At 63.9% G+C, this 21,429-nt stretch carries 23 protein-coding genes; 14 read left to right on the forward strand and 9 right to left on the reverse strand.

Annotation, left to right across the window (positions count from 1 at the left end; genetic code table 11):
• Positions 1–135: 135 nt before the first annotated feature.
• Positions 136–2,043, reverse strand: a complete 1,908-nt coding sequence (locus tag GGD61_RS02480) for an acyl-CoA synthetase (RefSeq protein WP_183230018.1) — start codon at positions 2,041–2,043, stop codon at positions 136–138.
• A 249-nt stretch (positions 2,044–2,292) separates the two neighbouring features.
• On the opposite strand from GGD61_RS02480, the gene GGD61_RS02485 reads away from it, so the two are divergent.
• Positions 2,293–3,372, forward strand: a complete 1,080-nt coding sequence (locus GGD61_RS02485; protein WP_183230020.1) for a SecDF P1 head subdomain-containing protein — start codon at positions 2,293–2,295, stop codon at positions 3,370–3,372.
• Between the two features lie 252 nt (positions 3,373–3,624).
• Positions 3,625–4,431 (forward strand): Crp/Fnr family transcriptional regulator, encoded by an 807-nt coding sequence (locus GGD61_RS02490; protein ID WP_018316569.1) that lies wholly within the window; start codon positions 3,625–3,627, stop codon positions 4,429–4,431.
• Between the two features lie 10 nt (positions 4,432–4,441).
• On the opposite strand, the gene GGD61_RS02495 is transcribed toward GGD61_RS02490, so the two are convergent.
• Positions 4,442–5,083 (reverse strand): glutathione S-transferase family protein, encoded by a 642-nt coding sequence (locus GGD61_RS02495; RefSeq protein WP_018316570.1) that lies wholly within the window; start codon positions 5,081–5,083, stop codon positions 4,442–4,444.
• A 243-nt stretch (positions 5,084–5,326) separates the two neighbouring features.
• Between GGD61_RS02495 and murI the strand changes: the two genes are divergently transcribed.
• From murI to GGD61_RS02525, 6 genes are all read left to right on the forward strand, one after another.
• Positions 5,327–6,118: a glutamate racemase gene (gene murI / locus GGD61_RS02500; protein WP_183230022.1), complete on the forward strand. Its 792-nt coding sequence runs from the start codon at positions 5,327–5,329 to the stop codon at positions 6,116–6,118.
• A gap of 61 nt (positions 6,119–6,179) precedes the next feature.
• Positions 6,180–6,953 carry an HpcH/HpaI aldolase/citrate lyase family protein gene (locus GGD61_RS02505; RefSeq protein WP_183230024.1) on the forward strand — a complete coding sequence of 258 codons (774 nt, stop codon included), beginning with the start codon at positions 6,180–6,182 and terminating at the stop codon, positions 6,951–6,953.
• Between the two features lie 68 nt (positions 6,954–7,021).
• A complete protein-coding gene (locus GGD61_RS02510) occupies positions 7,022–7,405 on the forward strand; it encodes a cupin domain-containing protein (RefSeq protein ID WP_018316573.1) in 384 nt (127 codons plus the stop codon).
• 103 nt (positions 7,406–7,508) lie between these two features.
• The gene (locus GGD61_RS02515) at positions 7,509–8,276 is read left to right on the forward strand and encodes an acyltransferase (protein WP_092259068.1); all 768 of its coding nucleotides are present in this window, start codon (positions 7,509–7,511) and stop codon (positions 8,274–8,276) included.
• Positions 8,277–8,555: 279 nt separating this feature from the next.
• Positions 8,556–9,173, forward strand: coding sequence for a 30S ribosomal protein S4 (rpsD, locus tag GGD61_RS02520; RefSeq protein ID WP_018316575.1), 618 nt, complete (start codon positions 8,556–8,558; stop codon positions 9,171–9,173).
• 89 nt (positions 9,174–9,262) lie between these two features.
• Positions 9,263–10,330, forward strand: coding sequence for a low specificity L-threonine aldolase (locus tag GGD61_RS02525; RefSeq protein WP_183230026.1), 1,068 nt, complete (start codon positions 9,263–9,265; stop codon positions 10,328–10,330).
• A gap of 63 nt (positions 10,331–10,393) precedes the next feature.
• On the opposite strand, the gene GGD61_RS02530 is transcribed toward GGD61_RS02525, so the two are convergent.
• From GGD61_RS02530 to grxD, 4 genes are read right to left on the reverse strand one after another with little or no spacing between them, the layout of a single operon-like run.
• Positions 10,394–11,656, reverse strand: a complete 1,263-nt coding sequence (locus tag GGD61_RS02530; RefSeq protein ID WP_183230028.1) for a serine hydrolase — start codon at positions 11,654–11,656, stop codon at positions 10,394–10,396.
• A 1-nt stretch (position 11,657) separates the two neighbouring features.
• Positions 11,658–12,944 carry a serine hydrolase gene (locus tag GGD61_RS02535; RefSeq protein WP_183230030.1) on the reverse strand — a complete coding sequence of 429 codons (1,287 nt, stop codon included), beginning with the start codon at positions 12,942–12,944 and terminating at the stop codon, positions 11,658–11,660.
• 46 nt (positions 12,945–12,990) lie between these two features.
• The gene (locus GGD61_RS02540) at positions 12,991–13,542 is read right to left on the reverse strand and encodes an O-acetyl-ADP-ribose deacetylase (RefSeq protein WP_183230032.1); all 552 of its coding nucleotides are present in this window, start codon (positions 13,540–13,542) and stop codon (positions 12,991–12,993) included.
• A gap of 3 nt (positions 13,543–13,545) precedes the next feature.
• Positions 13,546–13,872: a Grx4 family monothiol glutaredoxin gene (gene grxD, locus GGD61_RS02545; protein WP_018316580.1), complete on the reverse strand. Its 327-nt coding sequence runs from the start codon at positions 13,870–13,872 to the stop codon at positions 13,546–13,548.
• Between the two features lie 239 nt (positions 13,873–14,111).
• Between grxD and egtB the strand changes: the two genes are divergently transcribed.
• Positions 14,112–15,407 carry an ergothioneine biosynthesis protein EgtB gene (gene egtB / locus GGD61_RS02550; protein ID WP_183230034.1) on the forward strand — a complete coding sequence of 432 codons (1,296 nt, stop codon included), beginning with the start codon at positions 14,112–14,114 and terminating at the stop codon, positions 15,405–15,407.
• Between the two features lie 50 nt (positions 15,408–15,457).
• Complete coding sequence (egtD, locus tag GGD61_RS02555) at positions 15,458–16,429, forward strand: L-histidine N(alpha)-methyltransferase (RefSeq protein WP_177237220.1); 972 nt, start codon at positions 15,458–15,460, stop codon at positions 16,427–16,429.
• Between the two features lie 95 nt (positions 16,430–16,524).
• On the opposite strand, the gene GGD61_RS02560 is transcribed toward egtD, so the two are convergent.
• Together GGD61_RS02560 and GGD61_RS02565 are read right to left on the reverse strand one after the other, a co-directional pair.
• Entirely contained in the window at positions 16,525–17,718 is a 1,194-nt protein-coding gene (locus GGD61_RS02560) for a low temperature requirement protein A (RefSeq protein WP_183230036.1), read from the reverse strand.
• A gap of 25 nt (positions 17,719–17,743) precedes the next feature.
• Complete coding sequence (locus GGD61_RS02565; RefSeq protein ID WP_018316584.1) at positions 17,744–17,980, reverse strand: BolA family protein; 237 nt, start codon at positions 17,978–17,980, stop codon at positions 17,744–17,746.
• Between the two features lie 176 nt (positions 17,981–18,156).
• On the opposite strand from GGD61_RS02565, the gene GGD61_RS02570 reads away from it, so the two are divergent.
• The 3 genes from GGD61_RS02570 (at position 18,157) to GGD61_RS40315 (ending at position 19,686) form a co-directional block, all read left to right on the forward strand.
• Positions 18,157–18,516 carry a DUF427 domain-containing protein gene (locus tag GGD61_RS02570; RefSeq protein ID WP_018316585.1) on the forward strand — a complete coding sequence of 120 codons (360 nt, stop codon included), beginning with the start codon at positions 18,157–18,159 and terminating at the stop codon, positions 18,514–18,516.
• A 64-nt stretch (positions 18,517–18,580) separates the two neighbouring features.
• Positions 18,581–19,279, forward strand: coding sequence for an alpha/beta fold hydrolase (locus GGD61_RS40310; protein WP_246785850.1), 699 nt, complete (start codon positions 18,581–18,583; stop codon positions 19,277–19,279).
• Positions 19,231–19,686, forward strand: a complete 456-nt coding sequence (locus GGD61_RS40315) for an alpha/beta fold hydrolase (protein ID WP_246785851.1) — start codon at positions 19,231–19,233, stop codon at positions 19,684–19,686. Before GGD61_RS40310 ends, GGD61_RS40315 begins: the two co-directional genes overlap by 49 nt.
• A gap of 51 nt (positions 19,687–19,737) precedes the next feature.
• On the opposite strand, the gene GGD61_RS02580 is transcribed toward GGD61_RS40315, so the two are convergent.
• Entirely contained in the window at positions 19,738–19,911 is a 174-nt protein-coding gene (locus GGD61_RS02580) for a DUF1328 domain-containing protein (protein WP_018316587.1), read from the reverse strand.
• Positions 19,912–20,116: 205 nt separating this feature from the next.
• On the opposite strand from GGD61_RS02580, the gene GGD61_RS02585 reads away from it, so the two are divergent.
• On the forward strand, positions 20,117–21,304 hold the full coding sequence (locus GGD61_RS02585; protein WP_183230330.1) for an acyltransferase: 1,188 nt from the start codon (positions 20,117–20,119) through the stop codon (positions 21,302–21,304).
• Positions 21,305–21,429: the final 125 nt, after the last annotated feature.

The raw sequence follows: 21,429 nt of genomic DNA on the forward strand, positions 1-21,429 counted from the left end.
CTATTCGCTAGCGTCGCCGATTGCTAATTCTTCCTATGTGATTCCTGTCACACAAGCCGGTCTAACGGGGGTAAGGATAATGCGGCGAAGCGTCACCCTGGTTTTTCCAGGTGACGCCGCCGCCTGTCGGGGCCGCTACATTTGCACCACCTCGTGGCGCATCACGAAGGGTGCAAGCAGCGCGTGTACCTCGCTCGCAACGGCCTCGCGCTGCTCCGACGGCAGGCCGGCAAGGGTCACGGTGGCGATCGATCCGTGACTGCCATGGGCACCGACTTTGACCCTGCAATCGATGCCGCGCTCGACCAGCGGCGTGAGCACCTTGGTGAACACGCGCTCAGCCGCGTCCCAGCGCAATTGAGGCTTGAATACCTTCCCGACACCGGTCACCGGCATCGGGTCGATCGGAATGACCTGCACCGGGACGGCGGCCCGCTCCGGCGTGCGCTCGCGAACCCAGGATTCCAGTTCGCCGGGCTCCACGGTCGCGCCGGGCTTCAACTGCACGTAGCCCACCGGCAGTTCGCCGGCATAGGCGTCGGGCTGGCCGACGACGGCGGCGAAGCCGACCGCGGGATGCCGGAACATGATCTCCTCGACCGGCGCGGGATCGATGTTATGGCCGCCACGGATCACGAGGTCCTTGGCGCGACCGGTGATCCAGAGATAGCCGTCGGCGTCGAGCCGGCCGAGATCGCCGGAATTGACCCAGACCTCGTCGACGAACGCGCCCTTGTTGTGCTCGTCGTTGAGATAGCCGCCGAACACGCCGGGCCCTGCCATGATGACGACCCCGATCTCATCCGGAGCGCAGTCGCGGATCAGGCGACCGTCGGCATCGAGTTGCACGATGCGCACGCGCGCATAAGGCATGGGCAAGCCGACCGAGCCGAGCCGGATCGGCCGTGATGGATAGGCCAGCGTGTGCACGCTCGAGGTCTCGGTCATGCCGTAGACCTCGACCACGGGCAGCTTCAGCTTGTCCTGGATCGCCGAGCCGACCGCGACGGGGATCGCCGAGCCGCCTCCGGCGGCATATTTCAGGCTTGAGATGTCGGCTTGATCAGGTGGCACCGCGAGCGTTGCGGCGAGCACCGTCGGCACGCTCGACAGCGCTTCCGGCTTGAAGCGCTCGACCAATTTCCAGATATTCTTCACCGCATTCGGATTGCGCCAGCCGCTCGGCGACAGCACGACCAGCGAGCCGCCGCTCGACAGCATCGTCAGCACCTGGGTCAGCGATCCCCCGACATGAAACAGCGGCATGCCGAACAGCAAATTGGCACCGGGCTTCGCCCTTAGCAGCAGGTTGAGCGCCCAGGCCTGGTAGACCTGGTTGGTATGCGTGTGCCGCACCAGCTTGGGCGTGCCGGTGGTGCCGCCGGTGTGGAAATAGGCCGCGATGTCGGCACCCGAAATCTTGCGCCCGCTGACAAGCTGATCCGACGGCTGCTGCTTGATCAGGTCGCTGAAAGCAAAGATGCCATTCGCCGGATCGCCGCCGCCGAACACCTGCACGATCGCCTTGAGGTGCTCGAGTTGCGGGCGGATCTGCTCGACCTTCTGCCAGATATCGGTGCCCGGCATCGGCCCGAGCGCCACCAGGATCTTGGTGTTTGCAGCTTCAAGGATCTCCGCGATCTGGTGCGGCTCGAGCAGCGGATTGACGGGATTGGCGATGCCGGCGGCCTCCGCGCCGAACAGCGTCACGAAGGCATCCGGCACCAGCGGCAGCATGAAGCTGATGACGTCGTCTTTCTCCGCGCCGAGCGCGTGAAACATGTTGGCAGCCTGCGTGACGCGCGCAATGAAATCGCGGTAGGTGACCACCAGTGGCGTGTCGGCGGGATCAGCATTTTGCAGAAACTGGATCGCCGCGCCGTCGGGATTGCGCGCCGCACCCAATTTGATGGCGTCATAAGTGCTGTCGGCTGCAACGCGCTCTGCGTAAGGGACCCGCTCGAAATCGCGGACTTCCGCGTCCGTCAAAAGTTCCGGATAGTCGTTGCCAATCAGCCGATCGAGCGCGTGGATGCCCGCCATGGAATTCCGTCCTCCCTCAGATGTATGTCCCCGCCCCCTGTCTTTTGACATTTTTGGGTCGGCGAGGCCCCGACCGATGGCCGGCCGGGCGCCGACAGAATGATGGATGATTTGGCGTTCGTCCATTGCCAACGGGCTGCGGCGCTCGAACACGAACCTAAGGCGCTTGAACCTCTGCGGCCGATCCGGGGACCAAGAACTGGCACTGAATTCGCTCGCCAGCGCCCTGCCGCAAGACTTGAGGTCACCATGACGATGTCCCTGCGGAACCGCATCACACGGCTGATCGCCGCGTGCGCTATCTCAACAGCCATCGCGCTGCCCTCCGCAACATTCGCCGCGGACGGCCAGCTTGACAAGATGCGGGCCAAGATCGCGGCATTCATCACCGACAAGATGGAGAAGCTGGGCGGATCGCGCATCATCTACAAGGTGGACAGTGACGCCTTGCGGGAGGCGGTCACCACGGATCTGCGCGACGACGTCTACAAGACCCTGCGCGAGGGCCGGATCGCCTTCTCCGGCCTTGCGATTCGTGACGGCGGCGTCGAGGTCAAGATCGCGGACGCCAAGGGCCGCGAGCTGCTGACGCGCAAGCTCGCCTCGGCGGCAGAGGGATTGCCCACGCACGCGCTCGCCGTGACCGACGCCGGAGACGGGCTGATCAGGCTAGCGCCGACCGATGCCGCATCCGCCGCACGGCTGCGCGATCTTGTCGAGGATTCCATCGCCATGATCGAGCAGCGCCTCAAGGACGCCGGCGTCACTCTGGCCAGCGTCCAGCCTGAGGGAACGGACCGCATCCGCATCTTTCTGCCGGGCACGATGGAGCCCGAGCGCATCACCGCGATCTTCGCCAGGAAGGTCAAGGTCAGCTTCCGCCTGATCGATGTCACGATGTCGGCGGAGCAGGCGCAATCCGGCACGCCTCCGGCGGGCACGGAAGTGATGTTCGGCTTCAAGGACAAGCTTCCCTATCTCGTCAAGGCCAGCGCGCTCGACGGCGACGACATCAGCTACGCGGGACCGGGATTCTCGAGCGGCACTAAGGAGCCGATCGCCTCGTTCCGCTTCAACGGCCGCGGTACGCGGCGCTTCGCTCACATCACCGCAGAGAACGTTGGAATGCCCTTCGCCATCGCGCTCGACGACAAGGTGATCTCCTCCCCGGTGATCCGCGAGCCCATCACCGGCGGCTCCGTCCAGATTTCCGGCAACTTCACCCTGGAAGAGGCGAACAGCGTCGCCATGCTGCTGCGCGCCGGCTCGCTGCCCGGACGTCTTGGCCTCGTCGAGCAGCAGGTCATCCAACCCGCCGCCAAGCCATAAGGCGAAGATCGTCAGACGCGCCCCACCAGGGGCATCCGGCCGTTCCGCGACGCCGAAGCCCGCCCCGAATCACGGCCGCGTTGCGGCCGGACGCACAACCAACGGGCAATTGCCGAAACGCCCGATCAGGCTAAAATTTGCCTCTTGCGGCGTGACGGCCAAAGGCTTCATTTCAGGCGGCCGTCATTCGATTTCGGCTATACGTGTCGAGCATACCGACCAGGACTGAAAGCCTTACGCGGGGTTAGTACCATGCCGTCCGGCAGCGCAGACATTTCCTCGATCCTCGACCGCATTCTCGATGCGGCAACGGACAACCTCAGGATCGCGAAGATCCTGGTCCAGATGGGCCTGGATCCGAACAACGTCACCTATGACGCGATCTTCAATAGGCTGCTGGAGATCTTCGTCCACAACATCACGTTTGCCAATCTGTTCGCCGCGGTCGGCGCCGGTTTCTTCGTCGCCACCCTCTTGATGCGGACCATGGTGCCGCTGCGCGTCGCCAACATGATCGGCTGCGCGTTCTTCGCCGTTTTCGGCGCGCTCTCCGCCAACGTCGCGACGTTCCTGCTCTATCTGCTGCTGCTTCCGATCAACGCCCTGCGCCTGCGGCAGATGCTCAAGCTGGTCAAGAAGGCGCGCCATGCCGCCGAAGGCGACATGTCGATCGAATGGCTCAAGCCATTCATGACCGAGCGCAAATATCGAAGCGGCGACACGCTGTTCAAACTGGGCGATCCTGCCAAGGAGATGCTCCTCACGGTCACCGGCAAGTTCCTGGTCAAGGAGATCAATGTCGAGATCGGGCCCGGAGCGCTGATGGGAGAGCTCGGCTTCCTGACGCCCGACAACCGGCGCACCGGAACGATCGAATGCATCGAGGACGGCCAGGTGCTGACGATCACCTACGACCGGCTGCTCGAGATCTACTTCCAGGACCCGCAGTTCGGCTATTACTTCCTGGTGCTAACCAGCCAGCGCCTGCTGCAGAACATCGATCGTTTGCAGAAGCAGCTCGCCACGGAGCGGGCGGCCACGACGAACAGGATCGCGTGATCGCCGCTGCTCAGCCTAGCAGCAGCGCCATGCCGGGGTCGCCCTTCTCCATCGCGCGCCGATAGGCCGGACGTGCACTGACACGGCCGAGATATTTGACCACGTTCGGGCAGCGTTGGACATCGTAGGGCTGGAAGTAGCGCATCGTCGTCAGCGAAAAGCCCATCATGATGTCGGCGGTGGTGAAGGCGTTGCCCGCCAGATATTCGGCGTCGCGAAGGCGGGCGTCGAGGAGATCGTAGGAGCGATCGAGCCGTCCCTTCATGGCGAGCAGGGTCGGGTTGTCCTTTGCAAGATCGAGTCGATTCAGAATCATCATCCGCCCCATGCCGGGTTGCAACGTGCCATTGGCGAAGTGAAGCCAGTACAGGAACTGCGGGAAGGCGGGATCATTGGGGCCGAGCACCAGACGGCCGTTGCCGTACTTTGCGACGATGTAGTCGACGATGGCGCCAGACTCCGCGAGCACGAGATCGCCGTCGGTCACGACGGGCGCCGCCCCGCTCGGGTGCAGCGCCTTGTACTCCGGCGGCGCCAGCATGGTGACGGGATCGCGGGCGTAGCGCTTCAGCTCGTAGTCAAGCCCCAGCTCCTCGCACAGCCAGACGATGCGCTCGGACTGAGACTTGCCGAGATGATGGACGGTGAGCATGCGGCCTCCTGCAGCGGTAAGTTGGGCACGTCGTGAAGACGCGTATAGCCTGCCATTGCTGGGGACGCATCTCGGTCTTGTGTCCCGGATGCAGCGCGGCGCCGCTTCGACGGTGCTGCAGAGCCGGGGCCCAGCCCACCGGGTATGTCCTGTCCGCGGCGCGTCCAGCCTCCCTCCAAAACGGTCCCGCCGCAAAATCGCCCTAAAAACCGAATGGTAACCATGACGGGCTAGGGTAATGACGTGACCAATCCTCCGACGATCCTGGTGTTCGATTCCGGCCTTGGCGGGCTCACGGTGCTCCGCGAGGTCGTGGCCGCGCGTCCGGACGCCCATTTCGCCTACGTCGCCGACGACGCCTTCTTCCCCTACGGCCACCACAGCGAGGACGAGATCATCGCCCGCGTCGTGCCGCTGATGGGTGAGCTGATCCGCACGCATGACCCTGATATCGTCGTCATCGCCTGCAACACGGCGTCCACCCTGGTCCTGTCCCACTTGCGCGCCACTTATTCGGTGCCCTTCGTCGGTACGGTGCCGGCGATCAAGCCGGCCTGCGCGCAATCGAGGACCCGCCGCGTCTCGGTGCTCGGCACCAAGGGCACGGTGAAGCGCGAATACACCAAGGCCCTGATCCGCGATTTCGCGCAGGGCTGCGAGGTGACGCTGGTCGGCTCGCCCGAGCTTGCCTCGCTGGCTGAAGCTGAACTCAGCGGCGCTTCCGTCAGCGACGGCGACATCCTGGCCGAACTCGCCCCCTGCTTCGTCGGCGAAGACGCGACCTCGCGCACCGACACCGTCGTGCTCGCCTGCACACATTATCCGCTGCTGCTCGACCGGCTGAAGCGGCTGGCACCCTGGCCGGTCGACTGGATCGATCCCGCGCCGGCGATCGCCCGCCGCGTCTCGGATCTGCTCGGCCCGCGCATCGGCGGCATCGCACAGGCCGGCGCCGAGATGATCTTCACCTCGAACCGCGTGCACGGCCTTTCGGCTACGCTGACGCCGTTCTTCGGCGGCCGCGCGCTGGCCTGACTTTGCGCATCGGCGCCGCGCTGCTAGGTTTTGCCGTCGTCACCTCACTGCAGGCCTTTCCATGTCGGTCCAGACTCCGCCGCTCAACCGCCTCCGCCAATTGTGGCGCGATGGCCGCCCCGCTTTCGGCGCGATCGCGACCATCCCGAGCGTGCAGATGGTGCAGATCATGGCGCGCTCGCTCGACTGGATCATCGTCGATCTCGAGCATGGTCCCATCGGGCTGACCGAAGCGCATGCGATGATCGCCGCGACCACAGGCACGCCGTGCACGCCCCTGGTGCGGATCGCGGCGAATGAGCCGTGGCTTGCGAAAGCCCCGATGGACATCGGCGCCTTCGGCATCAACTTTCCGATGATCACGAACCGTGCGGAAGCGGAGAAGGCGGTGCGCAGCGTGCGCTATCCGCCGCACGGCGACCGTCTGTGGGGGCCCTTCCACGCCCCGTTCCGCTGGGGCCAGACGATGCCGGACTACATGGCAAGCGCCGACGACGAGATGATCTGCATGATCACCATCGAGCATGTCGATGCCGTCGACCGCATCGACGAGATCATGGCGACGCCGGGCATCGACGTCGCGGTGATCGGCCCCGGCGATCTCGCGACCTCCATCAACAAGCGCGGCCAGATGGACGATCCGGAACTGCTGGAGCTGGTCGCGCGCGCCGAGGCCGGCATCCTCAGAAGCGGCGTGCCGATCGGCGGCGTGGCCCGCACCGCCGACCAGGCCAACGCCCTGGTCGACCGCGGTTACCGCGCGATCGCGCTGGGCTTCGACTGGTCGCTGCTCCAGCGCGGCATCATGGCGGCGTTCGAGGGGATCAGGCGCTGAGCAGGCCGACTGCCACCTTGCCGGGAACTGCGGCCCTGCTAGGGTCGGCCGCATAGGGAGGAAAAACCATGCTCAAGAAGACTTTGCTCGCTCTGACCTTTACCGGCCTTGCCGTCGCCGCCTTCGCACAGCAGCCTGGCATCAAGCGCACCCCGCTCCAGAAAGTCGAATTTCCGGAGGGCTATAATACCGTCACCGCGATTGCGGAGGTCCCGGCGGGCGGCGCGGCCGGACGCCATACCCATCCCGGAATTGAGACCGGTTATGTGCTGGAAGGCGAGCTCAATCTCCTCGTCGACGGGCAGCCGGAGAAGACCTTGAAAGCCGGCGATTCCTACCAGATCCCGGCAGGCGTCGTGCATGACGCCAAGGCTCATGGCGATAAAGCCATGAAAGTGCTTGGAGTTTACGTCGTCGACAAGACCAAGCCGCTGGCTTCGCCGGCTCCCTGATTGGTCGAACCGTTCAACCCCTGGCGGGTTGGTTCGTGCTAAAGGAAACGGCGGGCGGGACCCGCTCGCTGCACATTTTTTCATCTGTAGGAACCGAAGACCGATGCGGGGGACGCCAAAGCCCATTTCGCTGCCGCGCCGCCTGATTTGCGATCTCATGCGCGCGTCGATGGACGTGCCGTTCGTTTCGCTCTCCCGTTCGCTCAATATCCGCCCCCTGATCGAGGCACGCGCCGGAGCCGCCGCGCCGGCCGGCTGGGCTGCGACCTTCGTCAAGGCGTTCGCCCTGGTCGCCAGGGACGAGCCGATCCTGCGCACCGTCTACGCCAAATGGCCCTGGCCGACGTTCTACGAATTGCCGAACAGCGTGGCGTCGGTGGCGATCGCTCGGGTCGAGGACGGCGAGGAATGCGTGATGCCGCAGCGAATCGCGGCTCCCGAGGCCATGGCGCTGGCCGCGGTCGATGCCGAGATCCGGCGCGGCAAAACGGCGCCGATCGCAGACGTTCCGATGTTCCGCAAGATCATGCGGGCAACCCGCCTGCCGCTGCCGCTGCGGCGCCTGTCCTGGGCGATCGGCCTCAATTTCGGCCGCCAGCGTGGCAACTGGTTCGGCAGCTTTGCGGTGAGCTCGGTGGCCGCCTATGGCGGCGGAGAGCTCCATCCGATCACGCCGGGCCCCTTCATCGTCAGCTACGGCCTGGTCGAGCCCGACCAGACCATTCATGTCGTGATCCGCTGGGATCACCGGGTTACTGATGCGGCCCCGATCGCCCGCGTCCTGACCCGGCTGGAACAGGTCCTGAACACTGAAATCGCTGCCGAATTGCGGGCGGCGGGGTCAAAGCCGATAAGAGTGGTCGGGACATAAGCACCGTCATTCCGGGGCAGCTCGCAGAGCCGAACCTGGAACCTCGAGATTTTCCGGGTCGATGCTGGCGCATCGCCCGGAATGACGGGCTGAACAATTGACAGCGAACCCCAAACTCCCCTAAAAGCCGCCTGCTCGCGGGCCGATTTCGGCCCGCGAAGCGTTTCGCGACCCGTGGTCCTCTCCCTTGAAGCTTTGGGGATCGGACCTGTCAGTGCCGGGCTAGCCCGTCACACAGGAGGGCGCGTTTCCTCAAACCATGTACCTGAAGAGGACGCGATGACTAAGCGCAGTGAGGCGAAGTACAAACTCGATCGCCGTATGGGCCAGAACATCTGGGGCCGCCCGAAGAGCCCCGTGAATCGCCGCGAATACGGCCCCGGCCAGCATGGCCAGCGTCGCAAGGGCAAGCTCTCGGACTTCGGCGTGCAGCTGCGCGCCAAGCAGAAGCTGAAGGGCTACTACGCCAACATCTCCGAGCGTCAGTTCCACGGCATCTATGTCGAGGCGAGCCGCCTCAAGGGTGACACCGGCGAGAACCTGATCGGCCTGCTGGAGCGTCGTCTCGACGCGGTCGTGTACCGCGCCAAGTTCGTTTCCACGATCTTCGCCGCTCGCCAGTTCATCAACCACGGCCACATCAAGGTGAACGGCCGCAAGGTCAACATCTCGAGCTATCAGCTCAAGGTCGGCGACGTGATCGAGGTCAAGGAAGCCTCCAAGCAGCTCGCCCACGTGCTGGAAGCCAGCCAGCTCCCCGAGCGCGACACTCCCGACTATCTCGAAGTCGACCACGGCAAGATGACCGCGAAATACGTGCGCATCCCCGGCCTCTCCGACGTGCCGTTCCCGGTGCAGATGGAGCCGCATCTGGTCGTCGAATTCTATTCGCGCTAAGATCTGAATATCGAAAGGCCCCGGTTCGCCGGGGCCTTTTTGCTTAAGAGCCACAATTCAGTGGCCGCAAATGCGTTAGGAGCCGTCGCATGCTCTACACCCCTCCCCCGATCGATCCCAAGGCGCCGCCGGTGCGCATCAATCTGCTCTCGGACACGCAGACCAAGCCGACGGCCGCGATGCGCGACGCCATGGCGCGGGCTGAGGTCGGCGACGAGCAGGTCGGTGACGATCCGACCGTGAATGCGCTGTGCGAGCGCGTCGCCGCGCTGATGGGCAAGGAAGCCGCGGTCTACATGCCCTCGGGCACCATGTGCAACGTCACCGCGACGCTGGTGCATTGCCGTCCCGGCGACGAGATCCTGGCGCACGAGACCGCGCACATCATCGCTCGCGAAGGCGGCGCGCATGCGGCGATCGGCGGTTTTCAGGTCACCCAGCTTAGGGGTCCCGACGGCCAGTTCACGCCGGAGACGTTCCGGAAAGCACTGCATCCACGCACGCGCTACCAGCCGCCGCAGACCGTCGTCAGCGTCGAGCAGACCGCCAATATCGGCGGCGGCACGATCTGGAAAAAGGCCGCACTCGACGAGATCGTCGCGATCGCGAAGCAGCACGGCCTCGTCACCCACATGGACGGCGCGCGCCTGCTCAACGCCACCGTCGCCAGCGGCATCTCCCCGCGCGACATGACGGCGGGCTGGGATTCGGCCTGGATCGATTTCTCCAAAGGCCTGGGCGCGCCGATCGGCGGCGTGCTCGCGGGCTCGCGCGCCTTCATCGATGCGGTCTGGCAGTGGAAGCAGCGCCTCGGCGGATCGATGCGGCAGGCTGGCATTTGCGCCGCCGCCTGCATCTACGCGCTCGACCATCACGTCGAGCGCCTCGCCGACGACCACGCCAATGCGCGCGCGCTTGCCCGCGGGCTGTCGCAGATCCCCGGCGTCGAGGTGCAGGAGCCCGAGACCAACCTCGTGTTCTTCAAGCCCGACGGCGCCGGCATTGCCGGCGACAAGATGGTCGCGGCACTGCGCCAGCGCGGCGTGACACTTGCGATGATGGACGGCCGCATCCGCGCCTGCACCCATCTCGACGTCGATGCGGCCCAGATCGAGGAGACCATCGGGTACGTGCGCGAGATCGTGCGCGGGGCGTAGTCAGCGCGTATTCGAGCGAAGTGGATACCGGTTCGCGTAAAGAAAACGCGTCAAAATGAGAGTCTACCGCCCCATCGCCTGATAGATCAGCGTCTTCAAGGCCAGCTGAATCCGGCCGCGTTGCGACGGGGTCTGCACCATGAAGATCCCGAACAGATCGTCTTCGGGATCGATGAAGAAGAAGGTGCCGCCGACGCCGTCCCAGCGATATTCGCCGAGCGGCCATGACGTCCCCGGCGGCACCGAGGTGCGCACCGCAAAGCCGAGGCCAAAGCCGGAACTGCCGCCCGGATAATAGTTCGGGTCGCGTGCGATCCTGGTTTCGGGGCCGACATGATCCGACGCCATCAGCGCGATGGTCTCGGGCTTGAGATAGCGCCGGCCTTCATAGCTGCCGCCATTCAGCAGCATCTGCGCGAAGCGGGCGTAGTCGCCGACTGTACCGACGAGGCCGGCACCGCCCGATTGCCAGATCGCCGGGCGCCTGATGTCGCGAACCGGTGTCGTTGCATTGATGTTGCGATCATCCGGCATCGGTTCGGCGATGCGTGGGAATTTGGCGGGGTCGGTGACGTAGAACGCCGTCTCCGTCATGCCTAGCGGGTCGAGCAGCCGCTCCTTCTCGAACTGCAGCAGCGTCTTGCCCGAGATGACCTCGACAACCCGGCCGAGCACGTCGGTGGCAAAGCCGTAGTCCCACAGCGTGCCCGGCTGCTCGGCGAGCGGCAGCGCCGCGAGCTTCGCGACGAAATCGGCGTTGGAAACATCGCCATTGAAGAGGTTGGCGGCCGCATAGAGCTCGCGCACCGCGCCGCCGCCAGAAGAACCGTAAGGCAGCCCCGCGGTGTGGCGCAGCAGATCCTTGATCGTGACGGGACGCTGCAGCGGCTCCAGTGCCAGCGAGACCTTGCCGTCCTCCGCCTTCTTCTCGACGCCGACCTTCATATCGGCAAAGGCCGGAATGTACTTTGCGACGGCATCCTCGAGCGCGAGCTTGCCTTCCTCGACCAGCATCATCGCCATGACCGAGGTGATCGGCTTCGACATCGAATAGAGACGGAAGATCGTGTCCGCGCTCATCGAACTCTCGGTCGCGACATCGCGAACGCCGAAATTCTCGTAATAGACCGGCTTGCCATGCTGCTGGAGCAGCAGAATGGCGCCGGGAATCTTGCCGGTCACGATCTCGTTGCGGATGTAGTCGGAGACCTTCGCCAGCCCTTGGGCCGAGAGAGTGCGAGCGCTGCGTGCTTCGGAGCCGGCCTTCGCACCGACCGCTCCGACCAGAAGCACGAGCGCCGCGATGAAAGCGCGGCGCCCGAACATGTCACTTTTCCATGGCTTCATAGACCAACAGCTTCAATGTCCGCTGCACGCGCTGGCGCTCGGTCGGGGTCTGCTCCAGCAGCACGAAGAACATGTCCTGCTTGGGATCGATGACGAAATAGCAGCCGGAGGCGCCGTCCCATTTCAACTCGCCGAGATTGCCGGGCGGCGGCGGTTTTGCGTTGCCGGGGTCGGTGCGCACCGCGAGCCCGAGGCCGAAGCCGAAACCGTCGCCGGGGAAATAGAAATAGTCGCGGTCGACGCCTGATTTGGGGCCGAGCTGATTGGTCGTCATCAGCTTGAACGTCTCAGGCTTGAGAATGGTCTTGCCGTCGAGGCTGCCGCCGTTGAGCAGCATCTGCGCGAAGCGCTCATAATCGGCCATGGTCGTCACCATGCCACCGCTGGCGAACTGCATCTTCTTGACCACGGTCGGATCATTGATCCGGCCAACGCGGAAGTCGCTGTCGTTCGGCACCGGCTGCGCCAGCAGCTTCTGCTTCTCGGGAGCGGTGACGAAAAAGCCGGTGTCGACCATGCCGAGCGGATCGAGCAGCTTCTCGCGCATGATGTCGATCAGCGGCTTGCCGGCCGCGATCTCCATCACGCGTGCCAGCACGTCGGTGGAATGGCCGTATTGCCAGAGCGCGCCCGGCTGGTTGTGCAGCGGCAGCTTGGCGATGCGCTCGGCGAACTCGGCGAGGTCGAAATCGCCTGCGTAGAGGTTGGCATCGCGATAGGCCTTGCGGACCAGGCTGTCGCCATAGAAGCCATAGGTGATGCCCGATGTGTGCGTCATCAAATCATGCACCGTCATCGGCCGGTTCGGCGGCACCAGCTCGAGCGACTTGGTGCCGTCCTCCGCCTTCTTCTCGACGCCGACTTTCACATTGGCGAAGGACGGAATGTACTTCGAGACGGGATCATCCAACTTGATCTTGCCGTCCTCGACCAATTGCATCGCGACCACCGAAGTGATCGCCTTGGACATCGAGAACAGGCGGAAGATCGTCTTGTCCGTGATCGGCGCCTTGCTGACCACGTCCTGCACGCCGAAGGCTTCGTGATAGACCGGTTTGCCGTGCTGCCGGATCAGTACGGTCGCGCCGGCGATCTTGCCGGTCGCAACCTCGTTCTTGAAGAATTCGCTGATCTTGCCGAGCTTCTCCTGATTGAAATGCGCGCCGGCCGGAATCTCGTAGGTGCCCTCCGCTCGCGCCAGCGACATCGCGCCGAGCGACACCAGCGCGCCGCAGACCAGCGCACGCAGTCCAGACTGTGAAATCATATCCCCTCCCCGGAACATGGTCCGGCGGAGTGTACTGAGCGCGCCATCAGGCACAAGGGCCGGCGTGTCGCGCAAGCGCCTCGGCGTGGAGCTTGGCGCTCGGCTCGGCGAAGCAGCAGAACACCACGCGGGCCACGGACGGCGCCGCAGCGAGCCCTTCGATTGTGGTACGAACGGCGATATCGGCCGCCCGGTCGGCTGGAAAGCGGAAAATGCCGGTCGAAATCGCGGGAAATGCCACCGAGGTGAGCTTGTGCTTCCCGCACAGCTCCATCGAGCGGCGATAACAGGACGCGAGCAGATCGTCCTCTCCGAGCGTGCCGCCATTCCAGACCGGTCCGACGGTGTGGATCACATGGGCAGCCTTGAGCCGGTAGCCTTTGGTGATCTTGGCATCACCCGTCTTGCAGCCGTGGAGCATGCGGCATTCGGCAACCAGATCGGGCCCCGCCGCCCGATGGATCGCACCATCCACGCCGCCCCCACCAAGGAGCGACGTGTTGGCCGCGTTGACGATGGCGTCAACGCTCAGTGTGGTGATGTCTGCGACAATGACCTCGAGCTCGGCGCCGCCAATCCGGCGCGTCAGCTGGGTCACCTATCAGGCCGCGACGACGACGCCCTTCTCCGTGAAAAGCTGCTGCAATTCACCGGCCTGGAACATCTCGCGGACGATGTCGCAGCCGCCGACGAACTCGCCCTTCACATAGAGCTGCGGGATGGTCGGCCAGTTGGAGAAGGTCTTGATGCCGTTGCGCAGTTCGGCGGATTCGAGAACGTTGAGGCCCTTATAGCCGACGCCGATATGGTCGAGGATCTGGACGACCTGGCCGGAGAAACCGCACTGCGGAAATTGCGGCGTGCCCTTCATGAACAGAACCACGTCGTTCGACTTCACTTCGTTGGCGATGAATTCCTCGATGCTCATTTCCGTGTCCTTCTGGGGCGGAGCCCCCACCAATCAATTCGGGCTGGCTCAGCCGATCTAACCCGATACCTGCCTATATATGTAGCCCAAACCGTTGTGCATCCAAAGTAAAATGGCGGCGACACGCCCCCGCTGACCGGTTTGCCCCCGGCCGGATCCATAGGCTGATGACATCAATATCATCGCCGGGGAGGACTTTCATACCGTAACGGAGCCCCTATCTAGGACGAACCCAGGTTTTGGAACCGGGCAACGCCAACAACGTTCTCTTGTCCTGTCTGGAGAAAAACGTGACGAAACAAGCCTCCGCTACGGCCGCCCCCTCGCTTTCGTCACTGTCCTCTGCCGGTAACCTCGCCCAGCGGCTGGAAGACGCCTTTCTCGCCGTCCGCAACGAGACCGAACGCCGCGCTGCGCCACTGTCGCCGGAGGACCAGCAGATCCAGTCCATGCCGGATGCGAGCCCGACGAAATGGCACCGGGCCCATACCACCTGGTTCTGGGAGCAATTTTTGCTCGGCGAGCACGCGGCTAGCTACCGGCCCTTCCACCCCGATTTCGCGTTCCTGTTCAATTCCTATTACGTCGCCGCCGGCCCGCGTCATGCCCGCAATCATCGCGGTGATATCACCCGTCCCAGCGCAAACGAGGTCGGCGCCTATCGCAACTATGTCGATGCGGCGGTCGTGAAATTCTTCCGCGAGGCGGGAGAGGACAAGCTTCGCGCGATCGCACCGCTGGTCGAGGTCGGGCTCAACCACGAGCAGCAACACCAGGAATTGATGTTCACCGACATCCTGCACGCCTTCGCGCAGAACCCGGTCTATCCGGCCTATGACCCGGACTGGCGCTTCCCGGCCGCGACGCGCGCCGCCGATGACTGGCTGACGCTGAACGAGGGCATCCACACCGTCGGCCATGTCGACGACAGCTTTCATTTCGACAATGAGAAGCCGGCGCATCGCGCCCTCGTCGGCCCGGTCAGGGTCGCTCGCAATCTCGTCACCAATGCCGAGTGGCTGGCCTTCATGCGGGACGGCGGATACCGGCGTGCGACGCTGTGGCTGATGGACGGCTTTGCCGCAACCAGCAAGGAAGACTGGCAGGCCCCGGGTTACTGGCGCGAGATCGATGGCCAGTGGAACGTGATGACGCTGGCCGGTGTGAAGCCGGTCGATCCCACCGCGCCGGTCTGCCATATCAGCTACTACGAAGCCGACGCCTTTGCGCGCTGGGCTGGCAAACATCTGCCGACCGAGATGGAGTGGGAGGTCGCGGCCCGCGCCGGCCAACTCAACGACGCCTTCGGCATCGTCTGGCAGTGGACCCGCAGCTCGTACGCGCCCTATCCCGGCTACCGGGCCATCGAAGGCGCGCTCGGCGAGTACAACGGCAAGTTCATGGTCAACCAGCTGGTACTGCGAGGCTCCTCGCTTGCAACTCCGAAAGGCCACAGCCGTATCACCTATCGGAACTTCTTTTATCCGCACCACCGCTGGCAGTTCACGGGACTGCGGCTCGCCGATTACGACTAGTTCTCATCCGACGACAGATGCGCGCCGGACAGCGCGTTCAGGAGAGTATCATGAATGTGCACGCCAGCGCTTTGGCCGAAGCCCATCTTCCCGACGAACAGACCACCGCCTTCGCCCGCGAGGCCATCAAGGACCTCTCGCAGCAGCCCAAAACACTGTCGCCGAAATATTTCTACGACGCGACGGGATCGGAGCTGTTCGAGGCGATCACGCGCCTGCCGGAATATTATCCGACGCGGACCGAGCTCTCGATCCTGAAGGATCGTGGCAGCGAGATCGCGAAGATCATTCCGGAGCACGCCGCACTGGTCGAGTTCGGCGCCGGCGCAACGACGAAGGTCCGCCTGCTGCTCAACCATTGCAGGTTCGCGGCCTATGTCCCCGTCGACATCTCCGGTGACTTCCTCAAGGCGCAGGCGAACGGCCTGAAGCGAGACTTCCCGTCGCTCGGCATCTATCCGGTGACCGCCGATTTCACCACGCCGTTCGAGCTGCCGAGGGCCGTCGCCTCGATGCCCAAGGTCGGCTTCTTTCCGGGCTCGACCATCGGCAATTTCGAGCCGCATGAAGCCCAGGCCTTCCTGAAGAGCGCACGCGCGATCCTGGGTCGGGGCGCGCAGATGATCATTGGCGCCGACCTCGAGAAGGATGAGCGCGTGCTGTTCGATGCCTATAACGACGCCGCCGGCGTCACCGCGCGCTTCAACCTCAATGTTCTCGTGCGGATCAACCGCGAGCTTGGCGGCAATTTCGACCTCTCCGCCTTCACCCATCGCGCGATCTACAATCGCGAGCGGCACCGCATCGAGATGCACCTGTTCAGCAAGAAGAGCCAGACCGTGCGCCTGCTCGGCACCAGCTTTTCGTTCCGCCCGGGCGAAAGCATTCACACCGAGAACAGCTACAAATACAGCATCGAGCGTTTTGCCGCGCTGGCACAGGGCGCGGGTTGGCGCGTCCGCGAGAGCTGGACGGATGCGGCGAAGATGTTCTCGGTGCATGCGCTGGAAGTGGCGGAGTAAACGCTGCGGCCGCTCTCCGCGAGAGCGCTTTCCCCGCAGCGCATCCTTCGAGACGCCCGCTTAGGCGGGCTCCTCAGCTCAGGCCGCTCCGCAATTCAATGTTCCTTGGCCTCTTCTCTGTCCGCCCCCAGCGACACCGATTCCCACACCGCGACGATGATCATGATCACCGTCGTCGCGACCGACAGCCAGAGCGGCGGGAGGCCGGCGGCGAACCACCACAGCAACAGCAGCAGCATGATGCCGATGCCGTGCGAGAGCTGGAGGAAGCCGCGGATCGCGTGCTTGAACAGGATGGTGCCGATCAGGAACACCAGCGGCCCGCCGATCGTGCTCACGATGGTGCGCACGTCGGAATGGCCGGTCGGGTGCTTCAGCACCAGCTCGTCCGAGACCGCGGTCAGGATGATGCCGGCGATGATCGGCGTGTGCAGATAGGTATAGGCGAGCCGCGCCAGGCGGCCGGATTCGGTGGACTTCGAGATCCGCTCCGAGCCGGCCTCGGCGCCCTTGTGGAAATAGACCCACCACATCGCGATGGCGCCGACCAGTGCGGAGACGAAGGCCATGATGTTGTCCGCGGTCCAGTCCAGTTCGGCGAAGGTCGCGCCGTTGACGACGACGGCTTCGCCGAGCGCGATGATGACGAAGAGCGAGCAACGCTCGGCCATGTGGCCGCCCTCGACGGCCCAGGCCTCGACCGACGAGAAGCCGAGCTTCGGAACCCAGAAGCGCACCGCCGGCGAGACGTACTCCCAGGCGACTGCCGCAATCCACAGCCATAGCCGCGTCTCGCCTTCGGACAGGCCGCCTGCGATCCACAACACCGCGGAGATCGCGAGCCAGGTCAGAATGCGGATCGCGTTGTGGCGGACCGCGGTCCGATGCCGCGGCGTTGCGAACAGCCAGAAGGCCGTGCGCCCGATTTGCATCGCCGCGTAGGCGATCGCAAACCACAGACCCCGCCCCTCGAAGGCGGTCGGGATCGTCGTCGACAGCACCAGCCCGCCCAGCATCATCAAAAAGAGCATGACGCGGACCGGCGTCAGCTCCGGATTGAGCCAGTTGGTGACCCAGGCGGTGTAGACCCACACCCACCATACCGCGAGAAACAGCACCGTAACATGCACCGCGCCGAGCGGCGTGAAATGGTGCAGCAGCGTATGCGACACCTGCGTGACGGCGAAGACGAAGACGAGGTCGAAGAACAGCTCGACATTGGTGACGCGGCTGTGCTGGTTCGGCACGATGACGCGAAACATCGCGCCGCGAGAATTGTCCGCAGCCATCGTCGTCCCCCGTCGCGCGATCAGATCAAGCGCCCGGCACGCCGGTTTGCAGCGCCAGCGCGTGCAGCACGCCGCCCATCTGGCCGCGCAGGGACTGATAGACGATCTGGTGCTGCTGGACGCGGGATTTGCCGCGGAAGGATTCCGAGATCACGGTCGCGGCATAGTGGTCGCCGTCGCCGGCGAGGTCACGGATGGTCACCTCGGCATCGGGGATCGCTGCCTTGATCATCGCCTCGATATCGTGGGCGTCCATGGGCATTCGGGTCTTGCTCCTTCTGGTCTCGAATCGCTGCCGGGGTCCCCTCTCCGGCAGGGCCAAACTTAGCGTGAACGGACTTCTGCGTCACGCTTTCCGGCACTATATCCATGATCCCATCAGGATAAAGGCACGACAAAGTGCCGCGCGCGGCAGATTGATCGAAAAGGTGTGAAATCATGAAGCTTCCAGGGCCCGACCATCCCATCACCATCACCCCAAACCCCCGCCGCGTCCGTGTCACCGCGGGCGACATCGTGATCGCCGAAACCAGCAAGGCGCTGACGCTGAAGGAGGCCAGATATCCGGCGGTGCAATATGTGCCGCGGGAGGACACCAACATGGCCCTGCTGGCGCGTACCGACCGCGTCACCCACTGCCCCTACAAGGGGGATGCGAGCTATTACAGCGTCAAGGCCGACGGCAAGGTGCTCGATAATGCGATCTGGACCTACGAGACGCCCTTTCCCGCAATGAGCGAGATTTCCGGCCATCTCGCCTTCTATCCGGATAAGGTGAAGATCGAGGAAGTGGGGTAGGCGCACGCGCTGTGACGCCGGGGCGATCCTGGATCGCCTCCTTCCAGTCGACACAAGGCACGAGATGCCGCGCCGGGCCGCAAGACTGATTGGGGTCTCGTTGCTGGGATTGTCCGGCATCCTTGTTGTGCTCGCTGCTGCCGGGCTGGGTTTTCGTGCCTATCGTCAGCACCTTGCTGCCCAAACTCTCGCGATCCGCTCTCCTGCCGGCGTGCAGGAGGGAGAGTTCATCGAGATCGGCGGCATCAAGCAATGGATTCAAATCCGCGGCGAGGATCGGGATAACCCGGTTCTCCTGTTCGTCCACGGCGGCCCCGGCGGCTCCACCCTGCCGATCTCCTCGGGTTGGCGCGCCTGGGAGAAGCATTTCACCGTCGTGCAGTGGGACCAGCGCGGCACTGGACGCACCTTTGGCGCGGCTGGAGACGCGCTCGGCCCCACGATGACACTGGAGCGGATGACGCAAGACGGCATCGAATTGGCCGAGTACCTGCGCACGCATTTGCACAAGGACAAGATCGTCCTGGTCGGGCATTCCTGGGGCTCATTCCTGGGAATTCGGATGGCGAAGCAACGTCCGGATCTGTTCTCGGCCTATGTCGGCACGGGCCAGGTGGTCGGCAGGGCAACCTTTGAGAAGGCGCCTTCGAGCTCACGATCGCGCGCCTGCAGCGGCTTGCGGCAGCGGCCACCAACAAGGAGGCTCTGGCCGAGTTGGCGCCGATCGCTTCGCAGCCGGTCCTCACCCCGGAGAATCGCCTGATTGCGGACAAATGGAGCAATGTGCTGGGTCTGCCGCTCGCCGACGCCTTCCAGCTGGCCGGTCCCATCCCGCCGCTCTTCATGCCGGACGTCTCGCTGCTTGATTTGTACAATTGGCGGAAGGGTGCCGCCTTCTCAGCAAAGTATTTGACGGGACGGAACGGGCCGATGTTTCAGAGCGACACGGCCTCGCTCGGATTCGAATTTTCAATACCCATGTTCTTCATCGAGGGCGATGCAGACGCTGTGACGCCGGGAGGACCCGCCGAGCAGTTTTTCAACCAGATCAAGGCCCCGCACAAGGAATTCGTCTGGGTTCGCGGCGGGGACCATTTCATTCCGTTCGATCGCCCCGATGAGTTCTTGGCGGAGCTGATGGCTCGCATAAGACCGTTCGCAAGCCATTGACGGCCTGCGCCTTGGGAGCCGGCGCCCCGTTCCGGTCCGACCTACTGCCCGCTACGCCCTGAAGATCGTGAGCCCCAATATCAGCAGCACCAGGAAGATCACGACGAAGACGTAGAACAGGAAGCGGGCGATATCGGCGGAGACGGTCGAGATGCCGGTGAAACCGAGCACGCCGGCCACGATCGAGACAAGTAGGAAGATCAGCGCCCATTTCAGGATCGTCATTGCCAGCTCCGAATTGTGCCGCTTGTCGCGGCCGTCAGCCCCTTCCCTTCGGCGGACGCTAACTTCGCTGCGCGGAACTGGTTCCTACGGGTGTCAGGACCCAGTCGGGCTCAAGTGGGGCTCAACTACCGCGCAAACGAGCCTTGCTGAATCCGGCTCGCGGCGGCACAGTCCAGCCCGGGGCAGGAGTGCGGGGGCGACCAAGATGACGATGGCAGATTCAGCGACGATCGGCGCGGAGGTGCATGCCGCGCCGAAGAGCAAGGCGCGCAATTTGGCGATTGATCGCGCCCGCACCTTCCTGACTCTGGTGGTGCTGCTGCATCACGCGGTGATCCCCTATACCTATTTCGGTCATACCGATCCGAAGTACTTCTTCGGCTTCGACATGATCGTGCTCGCCACCGACAGTTTCTTCATGGCGATGTTCTTCTTCCTGTCGGGGCTGTTCGCCTGGTCTGGCATCGCCCGGAAGGGAGCATGGAGCTATTTGGCAGATCGCCTGCTTCGGCTTGGCTTACCCTTCGCGATCTGCGCCCTTACGGTCATTCCGCTCGCCTACTACGCGATCTCCCTGCGGCAGCATCCCGAGATCGGCTTTTCGGAATTCTGGTGGAATATGGTCACGAAGGGCCCGTGGCCGAGCGGGCCGATTTGGTTCCTTTGGGTCTTGTTCGCTTTCGACCTGGTTGCCTGCCTGCTGCACCGGCTGTCGCCCAATCTGCTCGATCCGATCAATCGCCTCTCGCTACACGGTCGCCGTCGGCCCGCCGTGTTCTTCGCGGTCATGCTTGCCGTCACCGCGGCGTTCTACATTCCCGGGAGGGTTCACTTCGGACCAAGCAGTTGGTTCGAGTTCGGGCCGTTCTCGGTCCAGCACGGGCGCGTGATGCTCTACGCGACCTACTTCTTTTTCGGTGCAGGCATCGGCGTTGCGCAAATGGATCGCGGGCTGCTCGCTGTCGACGGCCGGATGGCAAAGGTCAGCTGGGACTGGATGGTGCTGGCGATCGTTCCGTATTGCCTCCTGTGGGTGCTGATCTTTATCAAGCGCGAAATACTGGGCAACCCGTCGCCGTTGCCGGACTGGTATGAAGCGCTCTATGCCATCTGCTTCACTGTCTTCAGCGTGGCCATCATGTTTCTGATCCTGGCCTTTTTCCAGAGGTTCAGGCAATCAGGCTCAGCCAAGCTGCTCGATCCAATGCAGAGCGACGCGTTCGGCATGTTCCTGGTGCACTATCCGATCGCACTGTGGCTGCAATATTGGCTGTTCGACTATGGCCTGCCGGCGATCGTCAAGGCCACGATCGGATTTGTACTGACAGTCATGGCGAGCTGGGCGCTGACGCGAGCGTTGCGGCAGATCCCGGGCGCGACGAAGGTGCTTTGAGGAAGCGGCAACGGCCTCCTATCGTCGTTGCGAGCGCAGCGAAGCAATCCATCTCACCGCAGGCAGCATTGTGGATTGCGTCGTCGCGGCGCCTGTCATCGGGCCCGCCAAAGGCGGGACCCGGT

The sequence above is a fragment of the Bradyrhizobium sp. SBR1B genome (genome assembly GCF_014198205.1).
Lineage (GTDB): Bacteria > Pseudomonadota > Alphaproteobacteria > Rhizobiales > Xanthobacteraceae > Bradyrhizobium.

Coding starts and splice junctions, on each gene's coding strand:
- GGD61_RS02480 (WP_183230018.1), bottom strand. CDS start 2,043: ATGGCGGGCATCCACGCGCTCGATCGGCTGATTGGCAACGACTATCCG.
- GGD61_RS02485 (WP_183230020.1), top strand. CDS start 2,293: ATGACGATGTCCCTGCGGAACCGCATCACACGGCTGATCGCCGCGTGC.
- GGD61_RS02490 (WP_018316569.1), top strand. CDS start 3,625: ATGCCGTCCGGCAGCGCAGACATTTCCTCGATCCTCGACCGCATTCTC.
- GGD61_RS02495 (WP_018316570.1), bottom strand. CDS start 5,083: ATGCTCACCGTCCATCATCTCGGCAAGTCTCAGTCCGAGCGCATCGTC.
- GGD61_RS02505 (WP_183230024.1), top strand. CDS start 6,180: ATGTCGGTCCAGACTCCGCCGCTCAACCGCCTCCGCCAATTGTGGCGC.
- GGD61_RS02510 (WP_018316573.1), top strand. CDS start 7,022: ATGCTCAAGAAGACTTTGCTCGCTCTGACCTTTACCGGCCTTGCCGTC.
- GGD61_RS02515 (WP_092259068.1), top strand. CDS start 7,509: ATGCGGGGGACGCCAAAGCCCATTTCGCTGCCGCGCCGCCTGATTTGC.
- rpsD (WP_018316575.1), top strand. CDS start 8,556: ATGACTAAGCGCAGTGAGGCGAAGTACAAACTCGATCGCCGTATGGGC.
- GGD61_RS02525 (WP_183230026.1), top strand. CDS start 9,263: ATGCTCTACACCCCTCCCCCGATCGATCCCAAGGCGCCGCCGGTGCGC.
- GGD61_RS02530 (WP_183230028.1), bottom strand. CDS start 11,656: ATGTTCGGGCGCCGCGCTTTCATCGCGGCGCTCGTGCTTCTGGTCGGA.
- GGD61_RS02535 (WP_183230030.1), bottom strand. CDS start 12,944: ATGATTTCACAGTCTGGACTGCGTGCGCTGGTCTGCGGCGCGCTGGTG.
- grxD (WP_018316580.1), bottom strand. CDS start 13,872: ATGAGCATCGAGGAATTCATCGCCAACGAAGTGAAGTCGAACGACGTG.
- egtD (WP_177237220.1), top strand. CDS start 15,458: ATGAATGTGCACGCCAGCGCTTTGGCCGAAGCCCATCTTCCCGACGAA.
- GGD61_RS02560 (WP_183230036.1), bottom strand. CDS start 17,718: ATGGCTGCGGACAATTCTCGCGGCGCGATGTTTCGCGTCATCGTGCCG.
- GGD61_RS02565 (WP_018316584.1), bottom strand. CDS start 17,980: ATGCCCATGGACGCCCACGATATCGAGGCGATGATCAAGGCAGCGATC.
- GGD61_RS02570 (WP_018316585.1), top strand. CDS start 18,157: ATGAAGCTTCCAGGGCCCGACCATCCCATCACCATCACCCCAAACCCC.
- GGD61_RS40310 (WP_246785850.1), top strand. CDS start 18,581: ATGCCGCGCCGGGCCGCAAGACTGATTGGGGTCTCGTTGCTGGGATTG.
- GGD61_RS02580 (WP_018316587.1), bottom strand. CDS start 19,911: ATGACGATCCTGAAATGGGCGCTGATCTTCCTACTTGTCTCGATCGTG.
- GGD61_RS02585 (WP_183230330.1), top strand. CDS start 20,117: ATGACGATGGCAGATTCAGCGACGATCGGCGCGGAGGTGCATGCCGCG.